22 protein-coding genes and 1 pseudogene are annotated in these 23,505 nt (G+C 63.8%); 3 read left to right on the top strand and 20 right to left on the bottom strand.

Annotation, left to right across the window (positions count from 1 at the left end):
• Positions 1 to 11: 11 nt before the first annotated feature.
• Entirely contained in the window at positions 12 to 605 is a 594-nt protein-coding gene (locus HWN72_RS22940) for a VOC family protein (protein WP_036529649.1), read from the bottom strand.
• 29 nt (positions 606 to 634) lie between these two features.
• Positions 635 to 1,039, bottom strand: a complete 405-nt coding sequence (locus tag HWN72_RS22935) for a nuclear transport factor 2 family protein (protein WP_036529652.1) — start codon at positions 1,037 to 1,039, stop codon at positions 635 to 637.
• A 114-nt stretch (positions 1,040 to 1,153) separates the two neighbouring features.
• On the opposite strand from HWN72_RS22935, the gene HWN72_RS22930 reads away from it, so the two are divergent.
• Positions 1,154 to 1,639 carry a VOC family protein gene (locus tag HWN72_RS22930; protein ID WP_036529654.1) on the top strand — a complete coding sequence of 162 codons (486 nt, stop codon included), beginning with the start codon at positions 1,154 to 1,156 and terminating at the stop codon, positions 1,637 to 1,639.
• A gap of 143 nt (positions 1,640 to 1,782) precedes the next feature.
• Here the strand turns inward: HWN72_RS22930 and HWN72_RS22925 are convergent, their stop codons facing one another.
• The 10 genes from HWN72_RS22925 to HWN72_RS22880 form a co-directional block, all read right to left on the bottom strand.
• Complete coding sequence (locus tag HWN72_RS22925) at positions 1,783 to 2,535, bottom strand: TetR/AcrR family transcriptional regulator (protein WP_051587163.1); 753 nt, start codon at positions 2,533 to 2,535, stop codon at positions 1,783 to 1,785.
• Positions 2,536 to 2,684: 149 nt separating this feature from the next.
• Positions 2,685 to 3,539, bottom strand: coding sequence for a fumarylacetoacetate hydrolase family protein (locus HWN72_RS22920; RefSeq protein ID WP_036529656.1), 855 nt, complete (start codon positions 3,537 to 3,539; stop codon positions 2,685 to 2,687).
• Positions 3,540 to 3,562: 23 nt separating this feature from the next.
• Positions 3,563 to 4,378: an SDR family NAD(P)-dependent oxidoreductase gene (locus tag HWN72_RS22915; protein WP_036529658.1), complete on the bottom strand. Its 816-nt coding sequence runs from the start codon at positions 4,376 to 4,378 to the stop codon at positions 3,563 to 3,565.
• A 24-nt stretch (positions 4,379 to 4,402) separates the two neighbouring features.
• Positions 4,403 to 4,750 (bottom strand): hypothetical protein, encoded by a 348-nt coding sequence (locus HWN72_RS22910; protein WP_036529659.1) that lies wholly within the window; start codon positions 4,748 to 4,750, stop codon positions 4,403 to 4,405.
• Complete coding sequence (locus HWN72_RS22905) at positions 4,747 to 6,012, bottom strand: aromatic ring-hydroxylating dioxygenase subunit alpha (protein ID WP_211151513.1); 1,266 nt, start codon at positions 6,010 to 6,012, stop codon at positions 4,747 to 4,749. Before HWN72_RS22905 ends, HWN72_RS22910 begins: the two co-directional genes overlap by 4 nt.
• A gap of 239 nt (positions 6,013 to 6,251) precedes the next feature.
• Positions 6,252 to 7,052, bottom strand: a complete 801-nt coding sequence (locus HWN72_RS22900) for an enoyl-CoA hydratase/isomerase family protein (protein ID WP_036529661.1) — start codon at positions 7,050 to 7,052, stop codon at positions 6,252 to 6,254.
• On the bottom strand, positions 7,049 to 8,683 hold the full coding sequence (locus HWN72_RS22895) for an AMP-binding protein (RefSeq protein WP_036529664.1): 1,635 nt from the start codon (positions 8,681 to 8,683) through the stop codon (positions 7,049 to 7,051). The genes HWN72_RS22900 and HWN72_RS22895 overlap by 4 nt, the downstream gene beginning before the upstream one ends.
• Positions 8,684 to 8,751: 68 nt before the next feature.
• Positions 8,752 to 11,079, bottom strand: coding sequence for a TonB-dependent receptor (locus tag HWN72_RS22890; RefSeq protein ID WP_036529666.1), 2,328 nt, complete (start codon positions 11,077 to 11,079; stop codon positions 8,752 to 8,754).
• A gap of 26 nt (positions 11,080 to 11,105) precedes the next feature.
• Positions 11,106 to 12,413 (bottom strand): cytochrome P450, encoded by a 1,308-nt coding sequence (locus tag HWN72_RS22885; RefSeq protein WP_036529669.1) that lies wholly within the window; start codon positions 12,411 to 12,413, stop codon positions 11,106 to 11,108.
• Between the two features lie 12 nt (positions 12,414 to 12,425).
• A complete protein-coding gene (locus tag HWN72_RS22880) occupies positions 12,426 to 13,526 on the bottom strand; it encodes an NAD(P)-dependent alcohol dehydrogenase (RefSeq protein ID WP_036529672.1) in 1,101 nt (366 codons plus the stop codon).
• A gap of 339 nt (positions 13,527 to 13,865) precedes the next feature.
• Here HWN72_RS22880 and HWN72_RS22875 point away from each other — a divergent pair, with 339 nt between their 5' ends.
• On the top strand, positions 13,866 to 14,657 hold the full coding sequence (locus tag HWN72_RS22875) for a MerR family transcriptional regulator (RefSeq protein ID WP_051587166.1): 792 nt from the start codon (positions 13,866 to 13,868) through the stop codon (positions 14,655 to 14,657).
• Between the two features lie 7 nt (positions 14,658 to 14,664).
• Here HWN72_RS22875 and HWN72_RS22870 read toward each other — a convergent pair whose 3' ends face one another.
• The 5 genes from HWN72_RS22870 to HWN72_RS22850 are packed head-to-tail and all read right to left on the bottom strand — an operon-like array spanning position 14,665 to position 20,785.
• Entirely contained in the window at positions 14,665 to 15,672 is a 1,008-nt protein-coding gene (locus tag HWN72_RS22870) for a hypothetical protein (RefSeq protein WP_069709342.1), read from the bottom strand.
• 43 nt (positions 15,673 to 15,715) lie between these two features.
• Positions 15,716 to 16,225 (bottom strand): hypothetical protein, encoded by a 510-nt coding sequence (locus HWN72_RS22865; protein WP_036529676.1) that lies wholly within the window; start codon positions 16,223 to 16,225, stop codon positions 15,716 to 15,718.
• Positions 16,222 to 17,454, bottom strand: coding sequence for a phosphotransferase family protein (locus HWN72_RS22860; RefSeq protein ID WP_069709559.1), 1,233 nt, complete (start codon positions 17,452 to 17,454; stop codon positions 16,222 to 16,224). Before HWN72_RS22860 ends, HWN72_RS22865 begins: the two co-directional genes overlap by 4 nt.
• A gap of 11 nt (positions 17,455 to 17,465) precedes the next feature.
• Positions 17,466 to 18,437: a hypothetical protein gene (locus tag HWN72_RS22855; protein WP_036529679.1), complete on the bottom strand. Its 972-nt coding sequence runs from the start codon at positions 18,435 to 18,437 to the stop codon at positions 17,466 to 17,468.
• Positions 18,438 to 18,457: 20 nt separating this feature from the next.
• Positions 18,458 to 20,785 (bottom strand): TonB-dependent receptor, encoded by a 2,328-nt coding sequence (locus tag HWN72_RS22850; protein WP_036529681.1) that lies wholly within the window; start codon positions 20,783 to 20,785, stop codon positions 18,458 to 18,460.
• A gap of 376 nt (positions 20,786 to 21,161) precedes the next feature.
• On the opposite strand from HWN72_RS22850, the gene HWN72_RS22845 reads away from it, so the two are divergent.
• A complete protein-coding gene (locus HWN72_RS22845) occupies positions 21,162 to 22,427 on the top strand; it encodes a TetR/AcrR family transcriptional regulator (protein ID WP_036529682.1) in 1,266 nt (421 codons plus the stop codon).
• A 90-nt stretch (positions 22,428 to 22,517) separates the two neighbouring features.
• Here the strand turns inward: HWN72_RS22845 and HWN72_RS22840 are convergent.
• From HWN72_RS22840 to HWN72_RS22830, 3 genes and pseudogenes are all read right to left on the bottom strand, one after another.
• Positions 22,518 to 22,628, bottom strand: a pseudogene (locus tag HWN72_RS22840) (IS3 family transposase); the annotation flags it as partial.
• Positions 22,629 to 22,874: 246 nt separating this feature from the next.
• Entirely contained in the window at positions 22,875 to 23,333 is a 459-nt protein-coding gene (locus HWN72_RS22835) for a nitroreductase family protein (RefSeq protein ID WP_081799206.1), read from the bottom strand.
• Positions 23,251 to 23,505, bottom strand: a 255-nt coding sequence (locus HWN72_RS22830) for a transposase domain-containing protein (RefSeq protein WP_211151512.1), incomplete at its 5' end; no start/stop codon positions are given. The genes HWN72_RS22835 and HWN72_RS22830, both read right to left, overlap by 83 nt.

The following is a 23,505-nucleotide window of genomic DNA, read 5'->3' as shown; positions in this document are numbered from 1 at the left end:
TGCCGCCTCCGTCACCGCAGCTTCACCGCTTCGAGCCCGCGCTGGCCGATATCCGGCCGCCGCTTGAGCACGGCTTGATCCTCGCCCGCCTCGACCCGGCGCAGCAGATCTTCGGGGTCGAACTCCACGCCGATCGGGTTCTCGGCAAACGCGGGGGAATAGAAGAACGCCGTCGCGTCCTCGATATTGTCGTAGTTGTCGACTTGCAGTTCGATCTGGTTCCCATCGGGGTCCTGATAGTACATCGAAGTCGTCGGCCCGTGATTGATCGGGAAGACCGGCGTGATGCCCACATCGCGCAGTCGCTTGTACGTCGCCATGAGATCGCCCAGGCTGTCGTAGGTGAAAGCCGCATGGTGGAAGCCCGCCACGCCGTCTTTCTGCTCCTCCAGATCCGGCATGTTCAGAACGGCGACGCGGTGGTGCTCCTCGTCATAGGAGAGGAATGCGAGGATTTCGTTCTCGAACGCAGCCTCGGCGCCGAGTACGGTCTTGTACCAATCGATCACCTCGCGAAAGCGCGATGTGCGCAGCACGAAATGGGCGAGCCGGACGGGCGGAATGATCGCCGCAGTCTCCGTGGCGGCAGTGGATTGCTGTGTCATGGTTGCTATCCTTGTGTCTGGATCGGGCGTCAGTGCGCCGCTTGCTCGCCGAAGACCGCCGACTGGAGCATCATCGTATCCATGAACTCGATCACTTCGACGAGGCGTCCGCCTGCCGCGCGCATCACGAAGGCATAGTAGGGCTGATCGTAAGGCCCGGTCGGCCCCACGCCGCGTCCGCTGCCCAGCAGCACGGCGCGGTCGCCCTGCACGATCGGCTCCTCGAAGCGGACGGCCGGCGGCTCGACGAAGTCCGACAGCAGCGGCACCAGCCGCGCGATCAGGTCCTTCGGTCCGTGATAGACGCCCGATGCCGGCGTCGTACCGATCACGGTGTAGATGCCGTCGTCGGCGAGCAGTTCGAACGCCTCCGGGAACCGCAGTTGCGCCAGCAGTTCGCCGAACCGGCGGGCAAGCCCTTGTGCATCCTCCATCGAATCCTCCTCTTCCTTACCTGTCTTATATTGATCTTTTGGTCAGGAAAGCATAACCCAAGGCGGATGACAAGGAGGCGTGTCACACAGACCGCCCGATCGGGAGAGAATGGCATGAAGTTTCATCACATGGCGCTGATGGTGACCAATCTGGAAGACGCCATCCGCCTCTGGCGCGACGTCATGGGCTTCGAACTGGGCGTCGAGACCGTGATCCCCGACGGGGCCGAGCCGGGGCCGAACACCTTCATGTATCCGGCGCTGCTGGACGACATCTTCAAGATCAAGGGCGCGCGTTCGCGTATGGCCCTGCTCAGTTCGAAGGACGGCGCCTTCATCGAGCTACAGGAATGCCTGAACCCCGCGATCACCAAGACGCCCGAGGAGAACTTGCGCTATGGCCATACCGGCATTCACGAACTCGGCCTGCTGGTGACAGACATCGACGGCTGGTTCGAAAAAGTCAGGGCCGCCGGCTACCGCACGCAGACGGACTACGTGTGGCAGTGCGCGTCGATGGGCCGCTCGTTCCTGTTCTACGACCAGGACGGCAACATGATCCAGCTCTGGGAGAACCTCGGCGAGCCGGAATGGAGCTGAGGCCGAGGCGCCCCCTAAGGCGTGACGACATTACATCGTATCGTCATTGCGAGCGTAGCGAAGCAATCGAGGGCAGTTTTACGCCGCTCTGGATTGCTTCGCTATGCTCGCAATGACGAAGGTTGGTTCAATATCATCGCGCCCTACGGCGCGTCGATGAAGACGAGTTCGTAGAGGAATGCGATGTTGCGCAGGATTTCGGTCTCCGAAAACACGTCGCGGCCCGTCAGTTCACGGTACTCGGTCGAGACCGTGAACGGCGTGCCGCCGGCGCTGATGATCATGTAGTACATCCGCGCCGGATCACACTGGCGCACGATGCCCTGGTCCTGCCCGGCGCGGATGAGTTCGCGGATCGCGCCGAAGTGTTCACGCAAGTAGTTCTCGATGACCCACTGCAGGCGCGAGGTGTCCTGGTTGCTCTCCATGGTCAGGATACGGTGGATCTGCGGCTGGCGGGCGGACATACGAATGAACTGCTCGATGAACGTGCGCAGGCCCGCCGCGGCGCTGTCACCCGCCTTTTCCAGATGCGCCTTCATTTCCGCCGAATAGCGCTTGAGCGCATTGTCGATCGTCGCGATCCACAAGGCTTCCTTGGACTGGAAGTGATAGAGCACCAGCGTGTGCGTCACGTCCGCCCGGTCGGCCACGGCACGGGTGGAAGTGCCTTCGAAGCCGAACGCCCCGAAGCATTCCAGTGCGGCGGCCAGGATGCGCTCGCGCACATCGTCGCCCCGGCGGCTGGCGCGCTTGCGCTGTCGCTGCGGCGCCTTCTGGTCGATCGCGACCGGGTGCGTTTCCGCCCCGTCGAGCCGCACCGCGATGCGGCCGCTGCTCGCACGGCGGCGCTTGGCGGGCGCGGAATCTTCGGGAATATCGCTCGTTTCGGCCATTCGATCGCTCCGCCAGGCCGTTCGCCTGACCAAAGATGTGCATTTCCTGACACCCTCACATCAGGATATGCAGCAAGGTCAAGCGATTTTGCAAAAACCGCGGCGAGATTAATCCACCATTAGGTCAGTTTTTGGGCAAAAATTGACGGTCAGGCGACGATCCTGTTCTCGATGACACCGATACCGTCGATCTCGCAGCGCACCACGTCCCCCGGTGACAGGAAGCGCGGCGGCTGCTGCGCCGCGCCCACGCCTTCCGGCGTCCCGGTGGCGAGAATATCGCCCGGCTCCAGCGTGAAAGCGGCCGAAAGGTGGGCGATCTGCGCCCCGATCGAGTGGATGAACTGCTCGGTATTGCTGGACTGGCGTATCTCACCGTTGACGATGCAGCGGATGCCGAGCGCCGCCGGATCAGCGATCTCATCCGCCGTCACGATCCATGGCCCGATCGGCCCGTGCGTATCGAACGACTTGCCCATGGTGATCGTCGGGGACTGGAATTGCCAGTCCCGCGCCGACACGTCGTTCACCACAAGGTAGCCGAACACATGCGCCATCGCATCGCCCTCGGCGACGGACTTGGCCGCGTGGCCGATCACCACGCCCAGTTCAACTTCGTGATCGAGCTTGGTGGTCGGCCCCTGCACCACGTCGTCGTAGGCCCCGTTCACGCACGTCGTCTGCTTGTTGAACCACAATTGCCCGTCAGGCACCGCGATGCCCAGCGCACGCGCCTCGTCCGCATGACGGCGGTAGTTCATGCCAAGACCCAGGAACTTGCGCGGGCGCAGCGGAGCCAGCAGATGCACATCGGCCAGCGCCAGCCGCTCACCGCGCCCCGATGCCAGCGCAGCGGCGATCTCACCCAGAGCGCCCTGCCCGCCCTCGATCAACGCGATCATGTCGGGATGGTCGATGCCGATAGTATCGAGCGGGACGATTCCATCGCCGTCCACCACGCCGAGGCGCGGCACGCCTCCGTTTTCGAACCGGGCCAGCTTCATCGTTGTTCCTTCGTTTCGGGAGATCAGGCGGCTGCAAGGCCGTCGTAGAACCGCCGGGCATCGGCGTAAGTCGGCAGGTGCGCGGTCGATCCGCCGTCCACCCGGATCACCTGCCCGGTAATGTAGCGCGCCTCGTCCGACGCCAGCCAGGCGACGGCCTGCGCGACATCCTCAGGCGTGCCGAGATAGCCGGTCAAGGTGGCATCGACGTTCATTGCGACGAAGGCCGGCGGGATCGAGGCTTCGAGCAGCGGCGTCGTGATCATCGACGGCGCCACCGCGTTGCAGCGGATTCCCTCGCGGCCGAAGGCCGTGGCCACCTGTTTGGTCAACTGGATCACCGCCGCCTTGGACACGCAGTAGGCGGGCATCTTGTAGAACGCATCCACCCCGTACATCGAGGCGGTGTTGACGATCGACCCGCCGCCCTGTTTGCGCATGGCAAGGATCGCGTGACGGCACCCCTGCATCGTCCCGCGGACCGTGCCTGCGAAGATCTTGTCCCACAGCGCGTCGGGGATTTCCAAGATATCCGTGTCGCCGGAAATCGCCTCGGGCGAAGTGAATGCCGCGTTGTTGTGCATGATGTCGAGCCGACCGAAGCCATCGACCATCGCGCCCACTGCCGCGCGGAAATGGTCTTCCACGGTGATATCGAGATGCAGCGCGCGCGCCGTGCCGCCGGCGTCGGCGATCTCCTCGGCAACGGTCTTCGCTGCAGTATCGTTGATATCGGCGATGCCCACGACGGCGCCTTCCGACGCCAGCCGCAGCGCGGTCGCGCGGCCGAGGCCCGATGCTCCACCGGTGACGATGGCGACTTTGCCCTTGAAACGCATGACAGTCCTTTCCCTTGCGCCCGATCAGCCGAGAAACGGCAAGCCGCGGGCGATCCTTATCGAATTGGGCCACGGCGTCCCCGGCGCGCGAGGTTGCCCGTGGATTTCAATGGCGACGTGCGCCTGCGCCAGCCCGAGAACCAGCGCCATGAGATTGCGCGCATCGTCAGGCAGGTCGTCGAGCCCGAACCGGTCGACGTAGCCGATGGCCTCTTCCGCCCGCGCGCACATGGCCTCGTAGAACACCCTGATCTCGTCCATCGAGCGCTCGCAGCGCGCGGCCAGCCGCCCGGCGGTCGTATGGCTGCCCCAGCTGTCGACGAAAGGTTCAAGTTCCGCGAACGCCTGCGGCAAGCGCGCCGCACCGCTCACGCCAGCGCCTCGGTGACGGTTTCCGCCTCGACCCATTTGAGCAGTTGCTCGACCGAGTGGCGGATGCCGACCTCGCTGTCCTGAAGCTGCATCTCGTCCTTGCCGGAACTGTTGATGCCGCGCTGGGTGCGGGCCACGTTGGCAAGGTCTTCCAGCACGACCTCGATCACCCGCGCGACATAGAGTTCCTGCTGCAGCCGCTGGCGCGCGTTCAGCGCGTCGGGGACATAGAAGCGCACTTCGTAGCGCGAAGTGGTCGGCGTCAGCGGCCAGAACTGGTGGACCCAGAAGCCGCCGGGGCCGAAATCGATCTGGGTGTTCGGAAACAGGTTGTTCACGTCCATCGACCAGCACCCCGCCCGCGTCGGATTGACGGCGGGGTGATCGAGGAACTCAGCCATCTGCGAACTCGTGCCTGCCGCGATCAGGCTGCCGGTGTCGCCAGAGGCATAGGCCAGCATCTCCACCTTGTTGCGCTCGTCGAGCGGCATCGTCGGGTTGCCATACATCGAGACGGTGCGGTGCGGCCCGAACGTGCGCGCATCGAGCAGCCGCGCGAAGCGGTTCCCGCTCGACGAGAAGGTCTGGGCAATCGTCTTCTTGTGGATCGCGGGGATGTGGTAGCTTTCGATGAAGGCGTCCTGCACCACTTTCCAGTTGGCATCGAGGTCGGCCTTGAGCACGATCGGCTTGTCCGCCGCCACGTAAGGCACGCCGGCCAGACGGTCGGCGAAATCGCCGAGGAAGGTGCGCAGATCGACTTCGGGCTGGCGCTGGAGGTTGACGAAGATCCAGCCCTCCCAGGTTTCCGTCGCCATCGGCGTCAGCCCGCAGCGCTTCTTGTCTACCGCGAAGAAGCTGGCTTCGTCCGGGATCGAGATCAGATCGCCATCGGCCGCATACGTCCAGTTGTGGTAGGGGCAGACGATGCGCCGCGCATTGCCCGTCGGACCGTCGAGGACTTGCGATCCGCGGTGCGAACAGGTGTTGTAGAACGCGCGGATGCGTCCATCCTTGCCCCGGTTGAGGATCGCGGAAACGCCGCCCGGCAACAGTTCGGTCGCGAAATAGTCGCCGTAGGCCGGGATTTCTTCCTCGCGCCCGACCAGCAGCCAGGCCCGCTCGAAGACTTGCACGCGTTCGCGTTCGAAAAACTCGGGCGATCGGTAAGGCTCGAGCGGCACCGGGCCGGTGCCAAGGCCGCAGGCCTCGGTGAACGCCGTCTTGCCTTCGAAAGCCCGCGCGGAAGCGGTGATGTTCATGTCCCAACCCTCTCCAATCGGAACCGGCGCCGACGTCGGCATCAGATGCCGCGTCGAGTCTTTATTTGACCGTTTGGTAAACTTAAGGTTGGAGAGGGGAATGTGTCAAGCGTTAGAGGTCGATGATATCGGATTGAACGACCATCTCGTCATTGCGAGCGCAGCGAAGCAATCCAAGGCAGTGTCAAGCCGCTCTGGATTGCTTCGCCGCGCTCGCAATGACGATTCAATATAGCGCCCTAAAGATCGCGATATTCTGGCGCGGCGCGGTTCCTGAAGGCTTCCACCGCCGTTTCGTGATCGGCGGTCGCGATCAGCATGCATTGCTGGCGATCCTCCAGCGTCAGCGCGGCGTCGATACCCGGCGCATCGACGGTGAGATTGAGAGTCTCCTTCGTCATGCGCAGCCCCATCGGCGAGGCGCGCAGCATATCGCGGGCCATCGCCAGGCCCGCTTCCATGAGAGCCTCGCCAGCCACCACCGAACTGACCAGCCCGGTCGCCAGCGCGCGCGGCGCGGCGATGAAGTTACCGGTCATCAGCAATTCGGAAGCCACCGACAGCCCGACTAGGCGCGGCAGCAGATAGCCCGAACCCATGTCGCATCCGCCCAGCCCCACGCGCAGATAGGCAGCATTGAGCCGCGCATCCTCCGCAGCGATGCGCACGTCGGCCGCCAGTGCCAGCGAGAACCCCGCACCGCAGGCCGCACCGTGCAGCAGCGCGATGACGGGCTGCGGGCACGCCCGCATGGCGCGCACGATCCCCGAATAGAGCCGCTGCATCGCCAGTTGCCGCTGGTTGCGCCCCGGTCCTTCATTGGCGAAAGCGTCGGAGCCCAGTTCGGCACCCGCGCAGAACATGCGTCCGGCACCGCGCAGGATCACCACACGCGTCTCCAGCCGTGCGGGCAGGCCGCTGAAGTAGTCGAGCAGCGCCTGTGCCAGTTCGGGCGAGACGGCGTTGAGCTGGTCGGGGCGATTGAGCGTGACGATCTCGATCGCGCCTTCGCTTTCCACCGTAAGCACCGTGCCGCTCATGCGATGATGTTCTCCGACCGTTGGGCATAGAGGCGTCGCAGCGCCATCTTGTCGAGCTTGCCGGTGCTGGTCCGGGGCATCGTGTCGATAACCCGGATCGCATCGGGCAACCACCACTTCGCGACGAAGCCTTGCATATGCTCGCGCAGCGCCGCCTCGTCGAGCGCCTCGACGCCCTCGGCCAGCGTGACCAGCATCAGCGGCCGTTCCTGCCAGCGCGGATGCGGGATGCTGATGACGCCCGCCTCGGCGACGCCGGCGAAACTGGCCGCCGCCGATTCCAGTTGCAGCGTGCTGATCCACTCGCCGCCGGACTTGATGACGTCCTTGGCGCGGTCGACGATCTCCATGGAACCGTCGGGATAGATGCGCGCGATGTCGCCCGTCTCCAGCCATTCGAAGCCTTCCGCATCACTGAGGCCCACGTAGCTGCCCGAGGCGATCGGCCCCCGCACCAGCAGGTGGCCCGCGTGCTCGCCGTCGAACGGAAGCGGCTTGCCCTCGTCATCGACGATGCGCATCTCGGACAGGAAACCGACGCGCCCTTGGCGGGCGAGGTGGCGTTCGTGCTGTTCGTCGGCCGGCAGAGTGTCGGACCCTGCCGCGGGGGCGCTGCGCGAGCAGCCCGGCACTTCGGTCATGCCCCAGGACTGGCACAGGGTGATGCCGAAGCTCTCGAAGCGCTCGGCCAGCGCGCGCGACGGGCGAGTACCGGCAAGCAGGCCTGTGCGCACCGTCTCCAGCTTCGAGCCCTGACGTTCGGCGGCGTCGAACAGGTCCATCCAGATCGTCGGCACGGCGCCGGTGATCGTCACACCCTCCCCATCGATCAGTTCGATGATGCCCTCGGGCGAGAAATCGCGGCCGTTGAGCACGAGCTTGTGGCCGTTCATCGGCGCGGTAAAGGGCATCATCCAGCCATTGGCATGGAAGATCGCGGCGATCGGCAGCATGCATTCCAGCGAGCCGCGCCGGTGCGTGCCGTACATGTCGGCCATCGACATGTTCATCGACCCCAGCGTGATCGAGCGGTGCGTATAGGCGACGCCCTTGGGCCGCCCGGTCGTGCCCGAAGTGAAGCAGATCGTCGCCGCTTGGTTCTCGTCGAAAGTGGGCCATGCAAAGTCAGCCGAGGCGTCACCGATGAAATCGGTCTTGGTGACGAAGCCGGGCAGTGCGCTCGCCGGAACCGGCGCGCCGGGTTCGTCCATGAACACCCAGCGTGTGACCATCGGCGTGATAGCCGCGACCTGCTCGGCCAGCGGCAGGGTGTCGGCATCGATGAAGATCGTGATCTCGCCGACCTTCTCGATCATGTAGCGCAGATCTTCGGCCGTCAGGCGCGGATTGAGCGTGTGCAGCCCCGCCCCGATGCCGAGCGCGGCATAGAACAGCTCAATGTGGTTGGAGGTATTCCACGCCAGCGAACCGACGACGTCGTCCACCTTGAAGCCATGGCCGGTCATGGCATTGGCCAGCCGCTTTGCCCGGTCGCGCATCCGCGCCCAGTCCGAACGCTCGATCACGCCGTCGATGCGGCGCGCTACGAAGGGCGTATCCCCGTGATGCTCGGCGGCATGGTCGATCAGCCGCGACAACAGCATCGGGTTCGTCATCATCGTCCCGCGCAAGATTCAGGTCCTCTCTCTTTTTTTCCGGCTCGGGGGAAAGGGCCTGCGCCCCCTCCCCCGGCCACCCGTCAGAAGCGGGCCGCGAGCGCTACGCCGTAGCTCGCCGGCCGCCCGGTGTACCGCACCTGGGTATCGTACAGGATTGGTGCATTGGTGTAATAATACTCGTTAGTGACGTTATTCGCGAACACCGTGAGTCGATACGCATCGTCAGAAAACGACAATCCGGCACGAAGGTCAACCAGTGTATAATCTTTCAGCTTGGCGGTCGGTACGGTATCGATCACCGAGTAGGTCGAGCTGTTGTGCGTTGCCGTCCCGCCGAGGAATGCCGAGACGCCCTCGCTGAGCGCGAACTCGTAATCAGCGGAACCATTCACCGACAGCTTGGGCGCAAAGGGGATCGGGTTGCCCTCGAAATCCTGCACGCCGCCGTTGAAGCCGACGCCGGTATATTCGTCGATGCGGGTATCGACGTATGTGCCGCCCAGACGCAGGTTCAGGCCATCGACCGGCTCGGCCATGATCTCCGCCTCGACGCCCATCAGGCTCGACTTGGGCACGTTGACCAATGCGTCGAGCACGCCGAACACCGGGTCGATGCGCTTGCCGCGGATCTGCTTGTCCGTATACTTGTAGTAGAACCCGGCCAGATTGAACTGCATGCGCCGGTCTAGCATGCTGGCCTTGAAGCCGCCTTCGAAGGCCAGCACCGATTCCTGCGTGACCGGCGCGAACTGCGCGGTGCTGGATGCATTGGTGAACAGGAAGCTGCCCGCCTTGTAGCCCTTGGACACGTTGGCATAAAGCAGCAGTTCGGGAAGCGCCTGATAGTCTATGCCGCCGCGCCAAGAAACGTTGTCCTGGTCGAGCGAGCCTTCGTACAACGTCGGCAGGAAAGTCGCCTCGTCCAGCGTCACGCATCCGCCGACTGGGATCGCCGGGGTCGGGGCAGCGGTCGGATCGATCGCCTGACGCACCTGGGTCGAGACGGCGGTGAAGAACGCCGCCGCGCCGCCGTTTCCGGCATCGCGCGTGCAGGTCTGCGCGTCGCGCTGGCTCTTGGTGTAGCGCACACCGCCCTTCACCGTCAGGCCGGGCAGGATCTCGTAGTCCGCATTGGCGAAGACCGCATAGTTGTCGATCTGCGAGTTCAGGAAGAACGTGTTGGTATTGGCCGGGAAGCCGAGGTTCGCCACCACCGAGCTTTGCCCCGCATACTGGTCGGCGAATTCCTTCGATGTGGTGTGCTCGAAATTGCCGCCGACGATCCAGCTGAACGGGCCGGAGCCGTTGCTGGCGATGCGCAGTTCCTGGCTGAACGACTTGAGCGAACCATCGAACAGGAACTCCAGCGATTCCACGGCGACGCCGTCGGGATCGTTGACCTGCTTGCGGCTGAAATCGACGTAGGAGGTGATCGAGGTCAGCTTGAGGCTGTCCGAAAGCTCATAGTCGGCGCGCAGGGCCGCCTGCCACTGGCGGTCGTCGCCCTTGGGACGGCGGTTGGGGTTCCAGTCGGCAGTACGCGGCTTGGACGGCGCGAAGGGCGTGGCGGCAAGACCCGCGCCGACCGGGCCGACTTGCGGGAACAGGGCGATGTACTGGCCCGCCTGCGGGTCCGACTTGTCGATCATGCCATTGACGTTGAGCGATACCGAGAGCCGGTCGGTCGGCGTCCAGTCGAGCAGGACGCGGCCCATGTAGAGTTCCTTGTCGCCCAGCTTGTCGTCGTCGGGCCGGGTCTGGCTCTTCTGCCAGGCGCCGCCCTGCGCGGTCTTGGCCGCGACGCGGACGCGCAGCGTGTCGCTGATCGGACCACTGACGAAGCCGCTCGCATCGACTTCGCCGAAGCTGTCGATGCTGGCATTCACGCCTGCCTTGAAGTCGGCGGTCGGCTTGGCGGCGATGTAGTTGATCGCACCGCCCGTCGCGTTCTGGCCGAACAGCGTGCCCTGCGGTCCCTTGAGGACTTCGACGCGCTCGACGTCCAGCGCCGCCGTGCCGACCAGCGCCGGGAACGGCATCGGCACTTCGTCGACGTAGACGCTGACCGCCGGATAGGCCGCCAGCGAGTTCTCGTAGAAGCCGACACCGCGCAGCGTGTAGACCGGCGTGTTGTAGATGCTGTTGGCCACTGTCAGCGCCGGAATCACCTTGGCGAGATCCGACACGCTGTTGACGCCCTGCTTGACCAGATCGTCGGAGGACAGCGCCTGGATCGTCAGGCCGACCTTGTTCAGCGATTCCGAGCGCTTCTGAGCAGTGACGATGATTTCGCCGACGCCCGCCGTGGGCTGCGCCGCGCTCGCCGCTTCGTCCTGCGCCATGGCGACGCCCGGCGTGGCCACAAGGCCGATGAAGGCGACGCCTGCCAGTAACTTGCTGGATTTCATGTATCTTCTCCCGTGAACTTTGTTTTTCAGTTGGTTTCGAAAGCGATCGGCAGAGACTTCAACCCTCCCACGAAGTTGGTCTCGATGTAGCGGGGGCTGCCGTTCAGCCGGACGGCGGTGAGGTGCGGCATCAGCTCTTCGTAGAGGATGCGGATCTCGAGCTTGGCGAGGTTCTGGCCGAGGCACATGTGCGGGCCGGAACCGAACGAGAGGTGCCGGTTGCGCTTGCGGGCGAGGTCGAAAGTCCCCGCGTTCTCGAAAATGTCCTCGTCGCGGCTGGCGGAAGGGTAGGACAACATGAGGCGCTGGCCCTTGCGGATCACGGTCCCGTGCAGGTCGAAATCGTCGATCGCGGTGCGCGTGAAGTGCCGCACCGGCGCCGCCGTACGCAGGGCTTCCTCGACGAAGGACGGGATGAGGCTCGGGTCCGCCTTGAGCCGCGCGAACTGGTCGGGGTGCTCGCACAGCGCTTTCATGCCGGTGGCGGTCGTGGTCGACGTGGTATCGTGCCCGGCGGTGGCGATGGTGATGTAATAGCCGTTGGCGAAGAAATCGCTGATCGGCTCACCGTCGATCTCGGCATTGGCGATGACGCTCATAAGGTCGTCGCGCGGGTTCTCGCGGCGATCGCGGGTCATCGGCGTGAAGTAATCGTAATATTCCTGGATCACCCGGTGGAACTGGCGCGCGGCCATGTCGGGGGTGATCTCGATGTCGCTGCGCTGCTCTTCAGGGTCCTTGGAGCCGAAGAATTCCTGCGTCATCTTCAACATCTTGGGCAGGTCCGTCTCGGGGACGCCGAACATGTTCATGATGACCCTGAGCGGGTATTCGAGCGCGAAATCCTTGACGAAATCCACCTCGCGCGGACCGGCCAGCAGCCGCGCCACGGTGTCCCTGGCGATGATGCGGATATCGCTCTCGAGCCGGGTGATCCTCGCGGGCGAGAAGTACGGAACGGCGATCGAGCGCAGCGCCTTGTGATCGGGATTGTCCATGTGCGTAAGCGCCGCGACGACCTGGCAGGTGCCGTTGTTGGCCGACCGCAGGAAGGCGTCGTCGGCCTGCGGGTTGTAGATCGGATTGTCGACCATGTTCAGGAACACGTCGGCGCGGCGCTCGACAGTGACGACGTCGTTGTACTTCGTGACCATCCAGATCGGATCGTAGCCGCCGAGATGCGCCCAGCCGATCGGCCGGTTCGCCCGCATCCACGCCAGCGCCTCGTGAAACGAAGCCTCGTCGGCGCAGAGGTTCGGGTTCACCACCTTTTCGGCGATGTCATCGGGAATGCGAAGTTCGTCCGGTCCGAACGCGAGTGTGTCGGTCTGCATGATCGGTTGCCTTCAGAAGGTGAGCACGGGCTTGACCACCAGCCCGGCAAGCTGGTCTTCGATCGCCTGGTTGATCTGGTCGAACGGATAGGTGCGCACGAGCTTGTCGAGCGGCAGGCGTCCCGCCTCGTAGTGAGCCAGAAGCTCAGGAATATAGGTGTCGGGGTCGGTATCGCCCTCGATCACCGCCTTCAGCGTCGCGCCGCTGGCGAGGAAACCGAGCATCGAGGTCGAGAACACCGCATCCATCTTCTTGGGCACGCCGAGGAACGCCATCGTCCCGTGCGGGGCGAGCGAGGCCAGCGCCGCCTGCACCACCGCGTCCACCGCCGTGGTATCGACCACGTAATCGACGCCGCGCGCGGCGATGGCGCGGATAGCCTCAGTCACGTCGCCGGCGGCCGGATCGATCGCATGGGTGGCGCCAAGCTCCGCCGCAAGGGTACGCCGCGCGGCTACCGGCTCGATCACGATGATCGGATCGCAGCCCGCAAGTTTCGCCCCCATCACCGCACTCAGCCCCACCGAGCCGCCACCGAAGATCGCGATCGAACGCCCGGCCTTCGCCGCGATCGAGCGCATCACCGCGCCTGCTCCCGTCTGGATGCCGCATCCCAGCGGCGCGGCCATGGTCAGGTCCGCGTCTGCGTGGACCTTCACGGTGTTGTGCTGCGTCGCGATCGCGTAAGTCGCGAAGGATGACTGCGCGAAGAAGTATCCGCCCACGGGTTCGGAGCCGCAGCACAGCGTCGCGCTGCCGTCCGGACGGCGGCCGCTGTAGTTGAGCGTCATCCCCTTTTCGCAGTAGGCCACGTCGCCCCGGCGGCAGTTGGTGCATTCGCCGCAAGAGCCCACGGTGAGCACCACCTTGTCGCCCGGCGCGACCTTGGTGACGCCCGGGCCGACGCGCTCGACGATGCCCGCTCCCTCGTGCCCGAGCACGATGGGCATCTGCACCGGCAGCGACTGGTCGCGTGCCGCGATGTCGCTGTGGCACACGCCCACCGCCACCAGGCGCACGAGAACCTCGCCCTCGCGCGGTTCGTCGATCTCGATTGTTTCAAGCGCAAAGGGGCGCCTGGCCTCGCGCGCAATGGCGGCCGTAATCTGCATATGCCGATTTCCAGTTCAAGAGGGTTTGGCGCGGAGACGGGGAGAGAGTTCGCCCCCGCGCCGGGACCGTCAGCCGCCCGGAAGGACGACGACCGTGTTCGTCTCGGAGTGGTTCAACACGCCCGATGTGGCGCCTCGACCACACCGGCCGGGCGTGGAGCGCGAAGCACCTGCGCGCGTTTGCACTTCGGTCCTTTCAGATGGATGCTGCCTTGCATCTTCGTCTCCCAAGCCATCGCTTTGCACGATCGGCTTCAAGTGCTACGTACTTCGTATACGCAGTTTGTAATCTGATTTACTTCCCGTGACAAGCGGCAAAATCAAAACTAGGAAAATGCCATGAAGATGGGGGAACTGGAGCACCTTACGGGAGTAAACCGGGAGACGATCAGGGTGCTGATCCGCAAGGGTTTGGTACCCCCGCCCGACAAGCCGAAGGCAACCGTGGCGCATTACAGCGACGAGCATGTGCGGGCGATTCGGGCGGTGCGCAATCTGCAACGCGAACATCAGGTAACGCTGGACGAAATCGGAGCGATGCTGCGCGGCGACAAGCTCGACAAGCGGTTGGAGGCGCCCGCGTTCCACCATCTTGAGAATCTGGTGGCCGCGCGCTTCGGTGAGGACGACCGCACGATTGCATTGGAAACGCTGCAGCAGGGAAATCCGCATGCGGAACGCGACGCACGTGGCCTCGCGGCGCTTGGCGCCGTCGAACTCATCGAAACGGAGGAGGGAACGGCCGTCAGCTATACCGACGCGAACCTGATCGGCATCTGGGCACGCATGCGCGAAGCAGGCTTCGAGGAATCGGCCAACTTCTTCCCGGAAGTGCTGGACCACTATACCAAGTCGGCCGACTATCTCGCCTTCGCCGAAGCCACCCGCTTCATCGCCCGCACCGAAGGCCTGATCCGCGAAGAACGTGCAGCCGATATGCTGAGAACCGGCCTCCCCCTCATGCTCGACTTCTTCGGGGTGCTGAGGATGAAGTATTTCATGCGCTACCTGACCGCTGAAAGTGAAGGTCGGCTCCACGAGATCGTACCGCCGCGCCTGGACCGCGCAGGCGCCGCCGATGCCGCGCCCAGACAAGAAGGACGCAGCAATCGGAAGCCTCCCTCCAAGTGAGGAGCGATTACCCCGACACGGCGCGTGCATTGGCAAGACGCGACAGCTTCTTGGAAAGCGTCGTGACGCCGATGACATCGGTCACGTTGCTGAACCCCACCCTGTCGCCCATCGTCCAGCGGTAGAGGGTCTGATACGAAATGAAGGCAGCATAGGCGTTGTGCCAGGGCGCGGCGGCGACGGCGGCGCCCACCATCTCCCATTTGCGGCCCTTGGCGTCGGTGATCCGCACCACGCGGTGCATGCCGAGCAGCGACAGGCTTTCCGCATCAACCTCTGCCGCCACGATGGCGCAGCTTTCACCATCGACCAGAGCATAGCCGAAGCGAAACGTGGTGTAGACGGTCTGCCCATCGACGATGTCCAGCGTCATGATGAGGTGGAACGCCAGATCAGTCCCGAACGTCATGTGCATCCACGAGACGGGCGCAGAGTTCCACTCCGCGCGCGGCCCCCAGCTGCGATCGAGGCCGTCCACGCAATCGACCGCGAAGCGATGGCCGTGCACTTCCAGTTCGCCGGTGATGTGGCCGACGAGGTCGTAATGCCCCTTCGACCAGGAATCGCCCGCACCACTCGCGGCCTCGGTGTCGCCGCCGAAATGCTCCAGCATCGGGTTCTGGCTCGGGTCCAGCGGATCGAACGGGTCCATCAGCCCCTTGAAGCGCAAGTCGAAGCGGCACAGGCCGTCGGTGCCTTTGTACCGGTAATGATAGTCGCGGGCATTGTTGCTGCCGGTGACCGCGAGGCCCGTGGACAGGCGGAAGTCCGACAGCTTCTCCGGGCACTGGACGTGCATCTGCGCATCTGAGTAATCCGCCGCACCGGCATGGGCCACGATGCCCTGGTGGATGTAGACGGACGACAGGCACACGCCCGCGTTCGGCCGCCCAAGGAAGTAGGCATTTCCACTGATCCCGGCTTCGGGCACGGAGAAGATGAGGAACATCGTCTCCGCATAGTTATGCTCGGTCGAACCGTGATGGTGAAAGTCGAGGTCTGCGTTGGTGATCATGATCCGGCCTTGCCTGGTTGGGGGAAGTGTAAAACGGGGCGCGTTACCAGGCGGGTACCGGCAACGCCTCGGGGGTCAGCTCGAAGCCGAAAGGCAAGGCCCATAGCCGCGCCTGCGCCAGCATCGCCTCGCTGCCGTCGAGGATGGCGGCGGTCACGTCCCGTTCGCAGGGAGAGCCATGCGTGGTCGCCACCAGCGCCGCCAGCTGTTCGCGCAAGTGACGGCTGGCCGCCTCGCAATCCGCCGCGTCGCGGACGCAGAGCGCAAGCACCTCTTCGCCCACCGAGATTCCGGCGGCCAGCGCCTCGCTCTCGGCCGGCAGGCTGGGCTGCACGATCGCCCTCGCCCGCTCCGCCAGCGCAAGGCAGGACGACAGTTCGAGCCGCGCGAAGCGGGTCGCTTCGGGAATGCGGTCGGCCACGAAGCCCAGCGTGGCGATCGTCAGCTGCAGTTGCTCGACCACGTGCTTGTCCGCACCGGCGAGCGCGGGCGCTATTACATCGCTGAGCGCGCGGATCGCGATGCGGACCTGCGTTTCGAAAGACTGGTTCATCGTGTGACCTCCAGAAACCGCTCGCGCAGGTCGGCGATGGCCGTGTGCCCCATCTGCGACACGAAGTTCACGAGCACGTCCTGATGCGTCCCCGCCTGCAGCGAAGCGCGCGCCGAGGCGGCGAGCGTCAGGACGCAGACGAGATAGCGGTTGAATATCTCGAAGTAGCGAATCCGCACCGGATCGACCGGGAGTCCGGAGGCCGCCTCGTATGCTGCGTAGAAATCGTCCTTCGGCATCATCCCTGACGCCAGCACGCTCCTGCCATCCTCCGAAAGATGCTGGAAGGTGGGCAGCGTGGCGTAGGTGAGGTCCTGATGCCGATCGCCGATGACCGCGCCTTCCCAGTCGAGCCAGGCGGTGATTTCGCCGGACGCCTCGTCGAACAGGAAGTTGCCGCTGCGATAGTCGCCGTGGACGATCGACGGGCGGTCCACCGGCGGCGCGTGGGCGATGAGCCACTGGTAGACGACTTCGAGGAAAGGCTCCTCCTCGATCCGGTCCTCTTCCCAGATCCGGCGATAGGCGTTCACCTGCCGGATCACGGATGCGTTCGAGCCCTCCTGCGCCTGCATGAACGAGGCCATCGCGGTGCATTCGCCCGGATCGACGGTATGCAGGCGCGCGAGCAGGAAGACGAAATGCGGCGCGAGTTTCGCGCGCAGTTCGGGGCCGTAGTTCTGCCCAAGGCCCGACACCTTCTCCACGCCGACGCTGGGCTTTGCCGCGCCTTTTGCAAAGGCATAGACCATTCCCGGATACGGCAGATGGCGTGCCTCTGGGTCCACCCAGTAGGGGCGCGGCGCCGGGATCACGCCCTGCACCGCATTCAGCACCTCGAATTCGCGGCGCCGACTGGATTCGGTCACCGAGGCGGCGGGCTCCATGCGCAGCACGAGAGTTTCGACGCTTTCGGGAGCCTGCCCGTCCAACCCGCGCCACGCAAGGTCGAAGACCATCTGCAGCTTCGATGCTCCACCCGACAGCCAGCGGGCATTGGAGACTTGCGCCTCGTAGCCAAGCTCTTCGCCGATCATCGCCGTAACGCCCGCGACCAGCCGTTCGATCGGAACCGCCTTGTACGGATCGCCGCGACGGCGGCGCATCTTGCGGGTCAGGACCGCATCGATCTCGGGCTCGGTGGGGTAGCGATCGCGGATGCGGGCGATCATCGCCTCGTCGGGATGGCGCCGCTGCGCCTCGGTGAAGGACAGCACCGGATGGGACATCACCGCCGCCGTCATTGCGCGAACTCGTCGGCCATGCCCTCGGACAGGAAGTTCAGCCCGCTGAAGTCGGCGATGTGACTGTAGCCGACGCCATGGTCGCTCTCCCAGCGCATGAGCGTCTGGTACGCCGCGCTCGACGGGTTGAAGTTGTACCAGGGCGCGGCCGCCACGGTCGATCCGCGCGCGGTATAGACATTGCCGCGGTCGTCCTCGAACCGCACGTCGGCCCGCGTCACCAGCATGTCGGAACGCTTGGCGGTCATGCTCGCGTACACGATCGGGCGCCGTTCGCCGTCGATCGCCAAGAAGCCGTACTTGAACGGCCCGTAGCGTAGTTCCTTGTTCTCGAACCCGAGCCCGAAGACGAGGAACGCGCCCGTCTCGCCGTCGAGGTCGACATGGACCCAGCTGGCCGCCTTGTTGCCCCAGTCGCGGCGCGGGCCCCAGCTCTTGTCCATGCCGTCGACGCAGCGGATGGCATAGCGCCGGCCGCGCAGCAGCAGCGATCCTTCGATGCGCCCCTTGCTTTCCATGTGCCCGTTGTTCCAGCCGTCGTAGCCATCGACCTGCCCGCCTCCCAGCGCCGGGACTTGTGCTGGATCATGCGGATCGAACGGATCGCAGATCGCCCGGAACGACAGGTCCACCTCGCAGGCGCCGTCCAGCGACTTGTACGTGAAGCGGCTGTTCCGTTCGTTGAACGCCTTGAACGACAAGCCGTTTTCCAGCGTGAAGTCGGAAAAGTCCTCCGGGCAGGGCAAATGCATCTGGCTGTCGTTGTGATGTATCTGCCAGGGATGGAAACACATCCCCTTGTGTATCTCGATCGAGCTGTGACAGATGCCCAGGTTCGGCCGCGCCAGCACGTAGAGATTGCCGCTGACGCCTGCTTCGGGGACCGAGAAGATCACGAAGATCGTCTCGGTCCAGTGCGGGTCGGCCGGATCGCGGGGGTGGAACTTGAAATCGTCGGCAGTAATCATGGCTCTGCTTTCTACGAAATTCAGAAACGATAGCGGGCTTCGAGCATGAAGGTGCGGGGCTCACCGGGAACCACGAAGTTCAGACCGAACAGGCTCGCGAAGCCGATGCCGCCGCTGTAGTAGGTCTTCTTGAAGGCGTTCTTCACCAGTACCGACAGCGACAGCCCGTCTTCCTTCTGCTCCAGCCCGACCCGGAAGTTGGCGAGCGCGTAACCCGGAATCTGGGTGTTCGGATTGAGCGACTTGCCGGTCGAGCTGTAGTAATTGGAAGTCTGCGCGTAGACGTCGCCATGAAGGACGGCGTTGAACCGCTCGCTCACCGGGATCGTGATGTCCGAGTAGAACACGCCCGACCATTTGGGCGTATCCGGATAGGTATCGTAGACGGCGGTGCCGGTGCTGGTCCCGTCAGTGCCGATCACCGACACCACGTTATCCGTGAAACGCGCATGGGTGTAGTTGACGTTGCCGCCGATGACCAGCCAGTCTGCTGGCCGGATGTTGCCGTCGAGTTCGAAGCCCCTGATCTTGGCCTTGGGCACGTTCACGGTGATGCCGGCCAGCCCGCCATAGATCGAGGTGTAGAAGGCGCGCTGCACGTTCTTCACCCACATGTTGTAGAGCGCCAGGTTGAGATTGACCGGCATCGTTCCGGCATAGCCATGGAACTTCGCGCCCAGTTCGACATCGGTGGCGATCTCGGGGCGGTACTCGCCGCCAGATTCATCCGCGAAGCCCGGCGTCGGCGGTGCGTGGAAGTTGAACCCGCCACTGCGGAAGCTGCGCCGCGACGAGGCGTAGAGCAGCAGGTCCGGCGTCACCTGGTTCTGGATGCCGGCGGTCCAGCTCAGCTTGTTGAAGGTGTCGCGCTGCGGATCGATGAAGCGTCCGTCGGCATAGAATGGCGCGAATTCGGGATGGGTCGCGGCGGAGAACAGGTCGTCGGCGTCGCGAACGAAGCTGACCTTTTCCGATGTGTAACGGATGCCGCCCGTCACCTTGAAACCGGCAAGGCCGGTGTCGAACGTACCCTGCGCGTAGCCTGCGATGGCCTTGCTCGTGGTCGTCCCCGCATTGATCTGGGGCGGCAGGCCAAGCTCGTTCAGGATGTAGCTGGTGTTGCGCGTGTGATCGGCGATCTTGGCCGCATAGACGCCGGTGACGTATTCGAGACGCCCGTCGATCGCCTTGCCCACCAACTGCAGTTCGTCCGAGATCTGCTCGATCGTGCCCCGGCTGCCCTGAGCGCCCGTCTGCGCATTGCCGCGTCCGTCGATGCCGTAGGAAGTCCCATCGAGGTCACCCGCGTCGAGGAAGCCGACATGGACATAACCGAACACGTTCTTGAGCGTGACATTATCCGCGATCTCAAATGACGTGATGTTCGACACCACCCATTTCGAAATGCGGTGATCCCCCAGCGAGTCGACGTCGACCACGAAAGGACCGCGTTCGCGCTGCGCCTGCGCGAAATCGGCGAGACCGGGGAACAGCACATTCGTCGGGACGAAAGGATAACCCGGCGCATTGGCACTCGCCGGCACGACGTAGGACACCGAACCGGAAATGTTGGTGCCCTTGTCATGGTAGTATTCCGCGACAAGATCATTGGTAAAATCGGGCGACGGCTTGAGTGTAAGACTGAACCTGACGCCTTCCCGCTCGATCTTACCCAGCTTGCTGCCGTCGTAGAGATTGAGCTGATACCCGTCCCGCGACCGGTAGACCCCCGCCACCCGCACGAGCACCTGGTCCTCCACGATCGCGCCGCCGACCGCGCCTTCGAGCTGGAAGTCGTTGAACCGGCCGTAACGGACCGATCCGTAGCCGGACAGTTCGTCGGTAGGCTTGCGCGTGGTGAACAGCACCGCGCCGCCGGTCGCATTGCGGCCGAACAGGGTGCCCTGCGGCCCCTTGAGCACCTGCACCGACTGCAGATCGTAGAAGGCCGTCTGCCCCACGCCGCCCACCTGCACCTCGTTCACATAAGGCAGGACTGCGGGCAGCGAGCTGGTGAAGGTATCGACCGTCTGCCCGCGCAGGGAGTAGTTCAGCTGGTTATCGTTCTGCTGCGCTTTGACCGTCAGCCCCGGCGCCGCCATCTGGAGGTCGCGCTCGGACACGATCGCCTGTCTGGCAAGGGCGTCACCGGTGACGACAGATACGGCGACGGGCGTACGCTGTAAGCTCTCCGAGCGGCGCTGGGCGGTGACGATGATTTCGGCCGATGCCGCAGCCGTGGATGCGCTCTGCGGCTGTGAAACCGGTACTTCCTGGGCGGCGGCATGGCTCGATACGGCAAGCAGCGCCACGCCGGCGCTGGACGACAGAAACTTCTGCAAGGCCATTTGGTGTCCCCTCCGACATCATTCCTTTCCGGCTTTGTCGCCGGATGAAGGCTCTCCTGGTCCGCGCGATTGATTTTTTGGCCAGAAGGCAGTGCGCGAACTGCGACTCAACCTATCACAAGATAACTGGTTTACAAGTAGGCCAGTCGTTACATTTCTCAATGATTATGGCGATGGATACGGACTATGCAGCATTTTCAAATTAGATCGGCCGTTATAATGGCACCGGAATTCGACCATGCCCACAAGTTTCAGCCAGGTTGAGCTGGCATGGAAAGGGACGTGCTGCATAAGAAGGGGGGAGCCCGCATGTTGTGCACGTGCCAAACGCAGCAATCGGCAGAAATCGCCAGTTCGCATGAACGAGATACCACTGATGTCAGACGACAACGCCTCGCCCAATGAACCATCGTCGGCCGCCATCGCGGACCAGCTGGTGATGCACACGATAGCGATGATCGCGCATCAGGGGCTCGACAAGCTGTCGCTGCGCACCATCGCCGCACGATCGGGCTGCTCCACCGCCTATATCTTCCAGAAATTCGGCAACCGGGACGGTCTGGTCCTCGCCGCTCTCGATCGGGCCATCGCCATCGAGCGGGCGAGCCACGCGGACCTGCTGGAACAACTGTCTCCGCTTCCGGTCGGGCAAACGGCGCTCGGGGATCTCCTCTGCTACTACGTGGAAACCAGAGCTGCGGCAGATGTACCCCGCTTCATGCTGTCCTGGGTGGCGAACAGCGTTCCCGCCCACATCGCCGGCCTTCTGGGCATATGGCACACGATGCGCCGCGACTTCTGGGAGGCGGTGAGCCTGCGATGCGGACTGCAACCCGACATGCCCGCGATCCTGGCCGCCTATGCACTCATGGAAGAAAGCTACGCGGTCGCGCTGCAGGGGAGCCTGCGCTACGACCTGCTTCTGAAAGAGACCATACGCGCCCTGCTGGGACTCAATCGGTCCGCCGACGCCAGCGAGGAAGTCAGCATCGCCGACACGCTCAATGTCGTCCCTCCACCGCTGGGGCCGGGCACGCCCGATGCCAACGGCTCCATTCGCGACCGCCTGCTGTTTCACGCACGGGAGGAAATACTCCAAAACGGCATCGGCGCGGTCAACCAGCGGTCGGCGGCACGCAACGCCGGAGCGTCAAATTCCGCGATTGCTTATTACTTCGGCTCGATGGATGCCTTCGTGGACGAGGCGATCTGGCGCGCCATGCTGTCCGACATACCTCCGGAACTCGACCCCAACAGGACCATCGAAGGACGGCGTCTGTCGGTACAGCAGTGGCTGACAGCGTTGAGCCGGCACCTGCAGGGCGCGAATGACGGCGAACCCGCAGGGTTCTATTGCACCTATGCACGGCTGACAGTTCAAACCTGCCTCCTCGCGCACTCGCGCCCTTCCCTCAAACCGCTGGTGGTGTTCCTGCGTGAACTTGACGGCTGGGGGACTTATCGCACCAGTCGCAACCTCGAAGCAACTTTCAAACCCATAGGCCGGGACCAGGCATCCGCCTTCGCCATCTGGATCAAGGGTTCCGCAGTCATCAACGCTGTAGCGGATTCAGGAAATCCGATCACAGTGGGCGCCCTCAGGTCGGGAGCTGCCTGGATCTTCGAAACGGAGCAACAGTGACTCTAGGATACGGGAACACTAAAGCGTTCATTCTGAAGCAGGGCATGGACGGCGTTCCCGTGGCAGACATCCGCCGCACAGCCGGGATCAATGCTGACTGACACCGGGCCGGTCGGAAACCTCCGCTACCGGATATCCACGGCCGGCGATCTGGGCCACCGAATCACGCTTGAACTCATCGCTGAAATTGGGCTTCCCCATCGTCGCCTCCTGTCCTCCAAATTAGGATAGAAGGCGTCCAGAATTCTAGGGGCTGCTCACACCAAACTCGATTTCTACGGCGACGAGCTCAGCGCAGAAGCTGCAAGCCGTCTCACCGCTTGCGAGGTCTTGCTCGACGAGTACGCCAAGCAGGTCTTCGAAGCCCAAGAGGAAAATCGCGGCGCAACCTAGCGCTCGCCGAACGTCAAAAGGACATCCATGCCATCCGTGCCGGCAAGTCCGCCATCATTCGTGGACGTTCATGTATTCCTCGATCGCTACCCGGTCGGTCACCAGGCCGTTTTCTGGCGCCATAGGGTCTGCATGGCCAAGTGCTAAACCCGAGACGAGAATCTGGTCGTCCGGGATTCCCAACTCGCGGTGAACCACTCCGCCAAATTCACACCAGGCTTGTTGAGCACAAGTGTCTAGTCCCCGCGCCCGCGCTAGGATCATTACGGTTTGCATGAACATACCGCAGTCAACCCATGAGCCTTCTGTGAGTTGGCGGTCGAGTGTGAAAAAGAGTAAGCGCGCATTTCGTAACACGTTGCTTCCGGAGGCAGTGCGGCCATCACAGTTGACGCTGGACGAGACAGGCCACCGCGGCGACGTCGGCAGGTCAGGCGTGTTTTTCGAAGTTGAATGGCAGCAGGTCGTCGATATCGGCGTCGAGAGGTCGCTGGGGCAGTTCAGTGAGAACATGGCGTAGCCACGCGAGAGGCTCGACGCCGCAGGCGCGGCAAGTCAGCATCAGGCTATAGGTGACGGCGCTCGCCCGTGCGCCTTCCACGGTGTCGCAGAAGAGCCAGGATTTTCGTCCCGTTGCTATCACATGTTCATTCTGCCCATGTCGGGCAGAAGGTAGAGTTTCGTT

This window comes from Novosphingobium sp. HR1a (assembly GCF_015594425.1).
Taxonomy (GTDB): domain Bacteria; phylum Pseudomonadota; class Alphaproteobacteria; order Sphingomonadales; family Sphingomonadaceae; genus Novosphingobium; species Novosphingobium resinovorum_A.
This window is presented reverse-complemented; position numbering and strand designations above follow the sequence as displayed.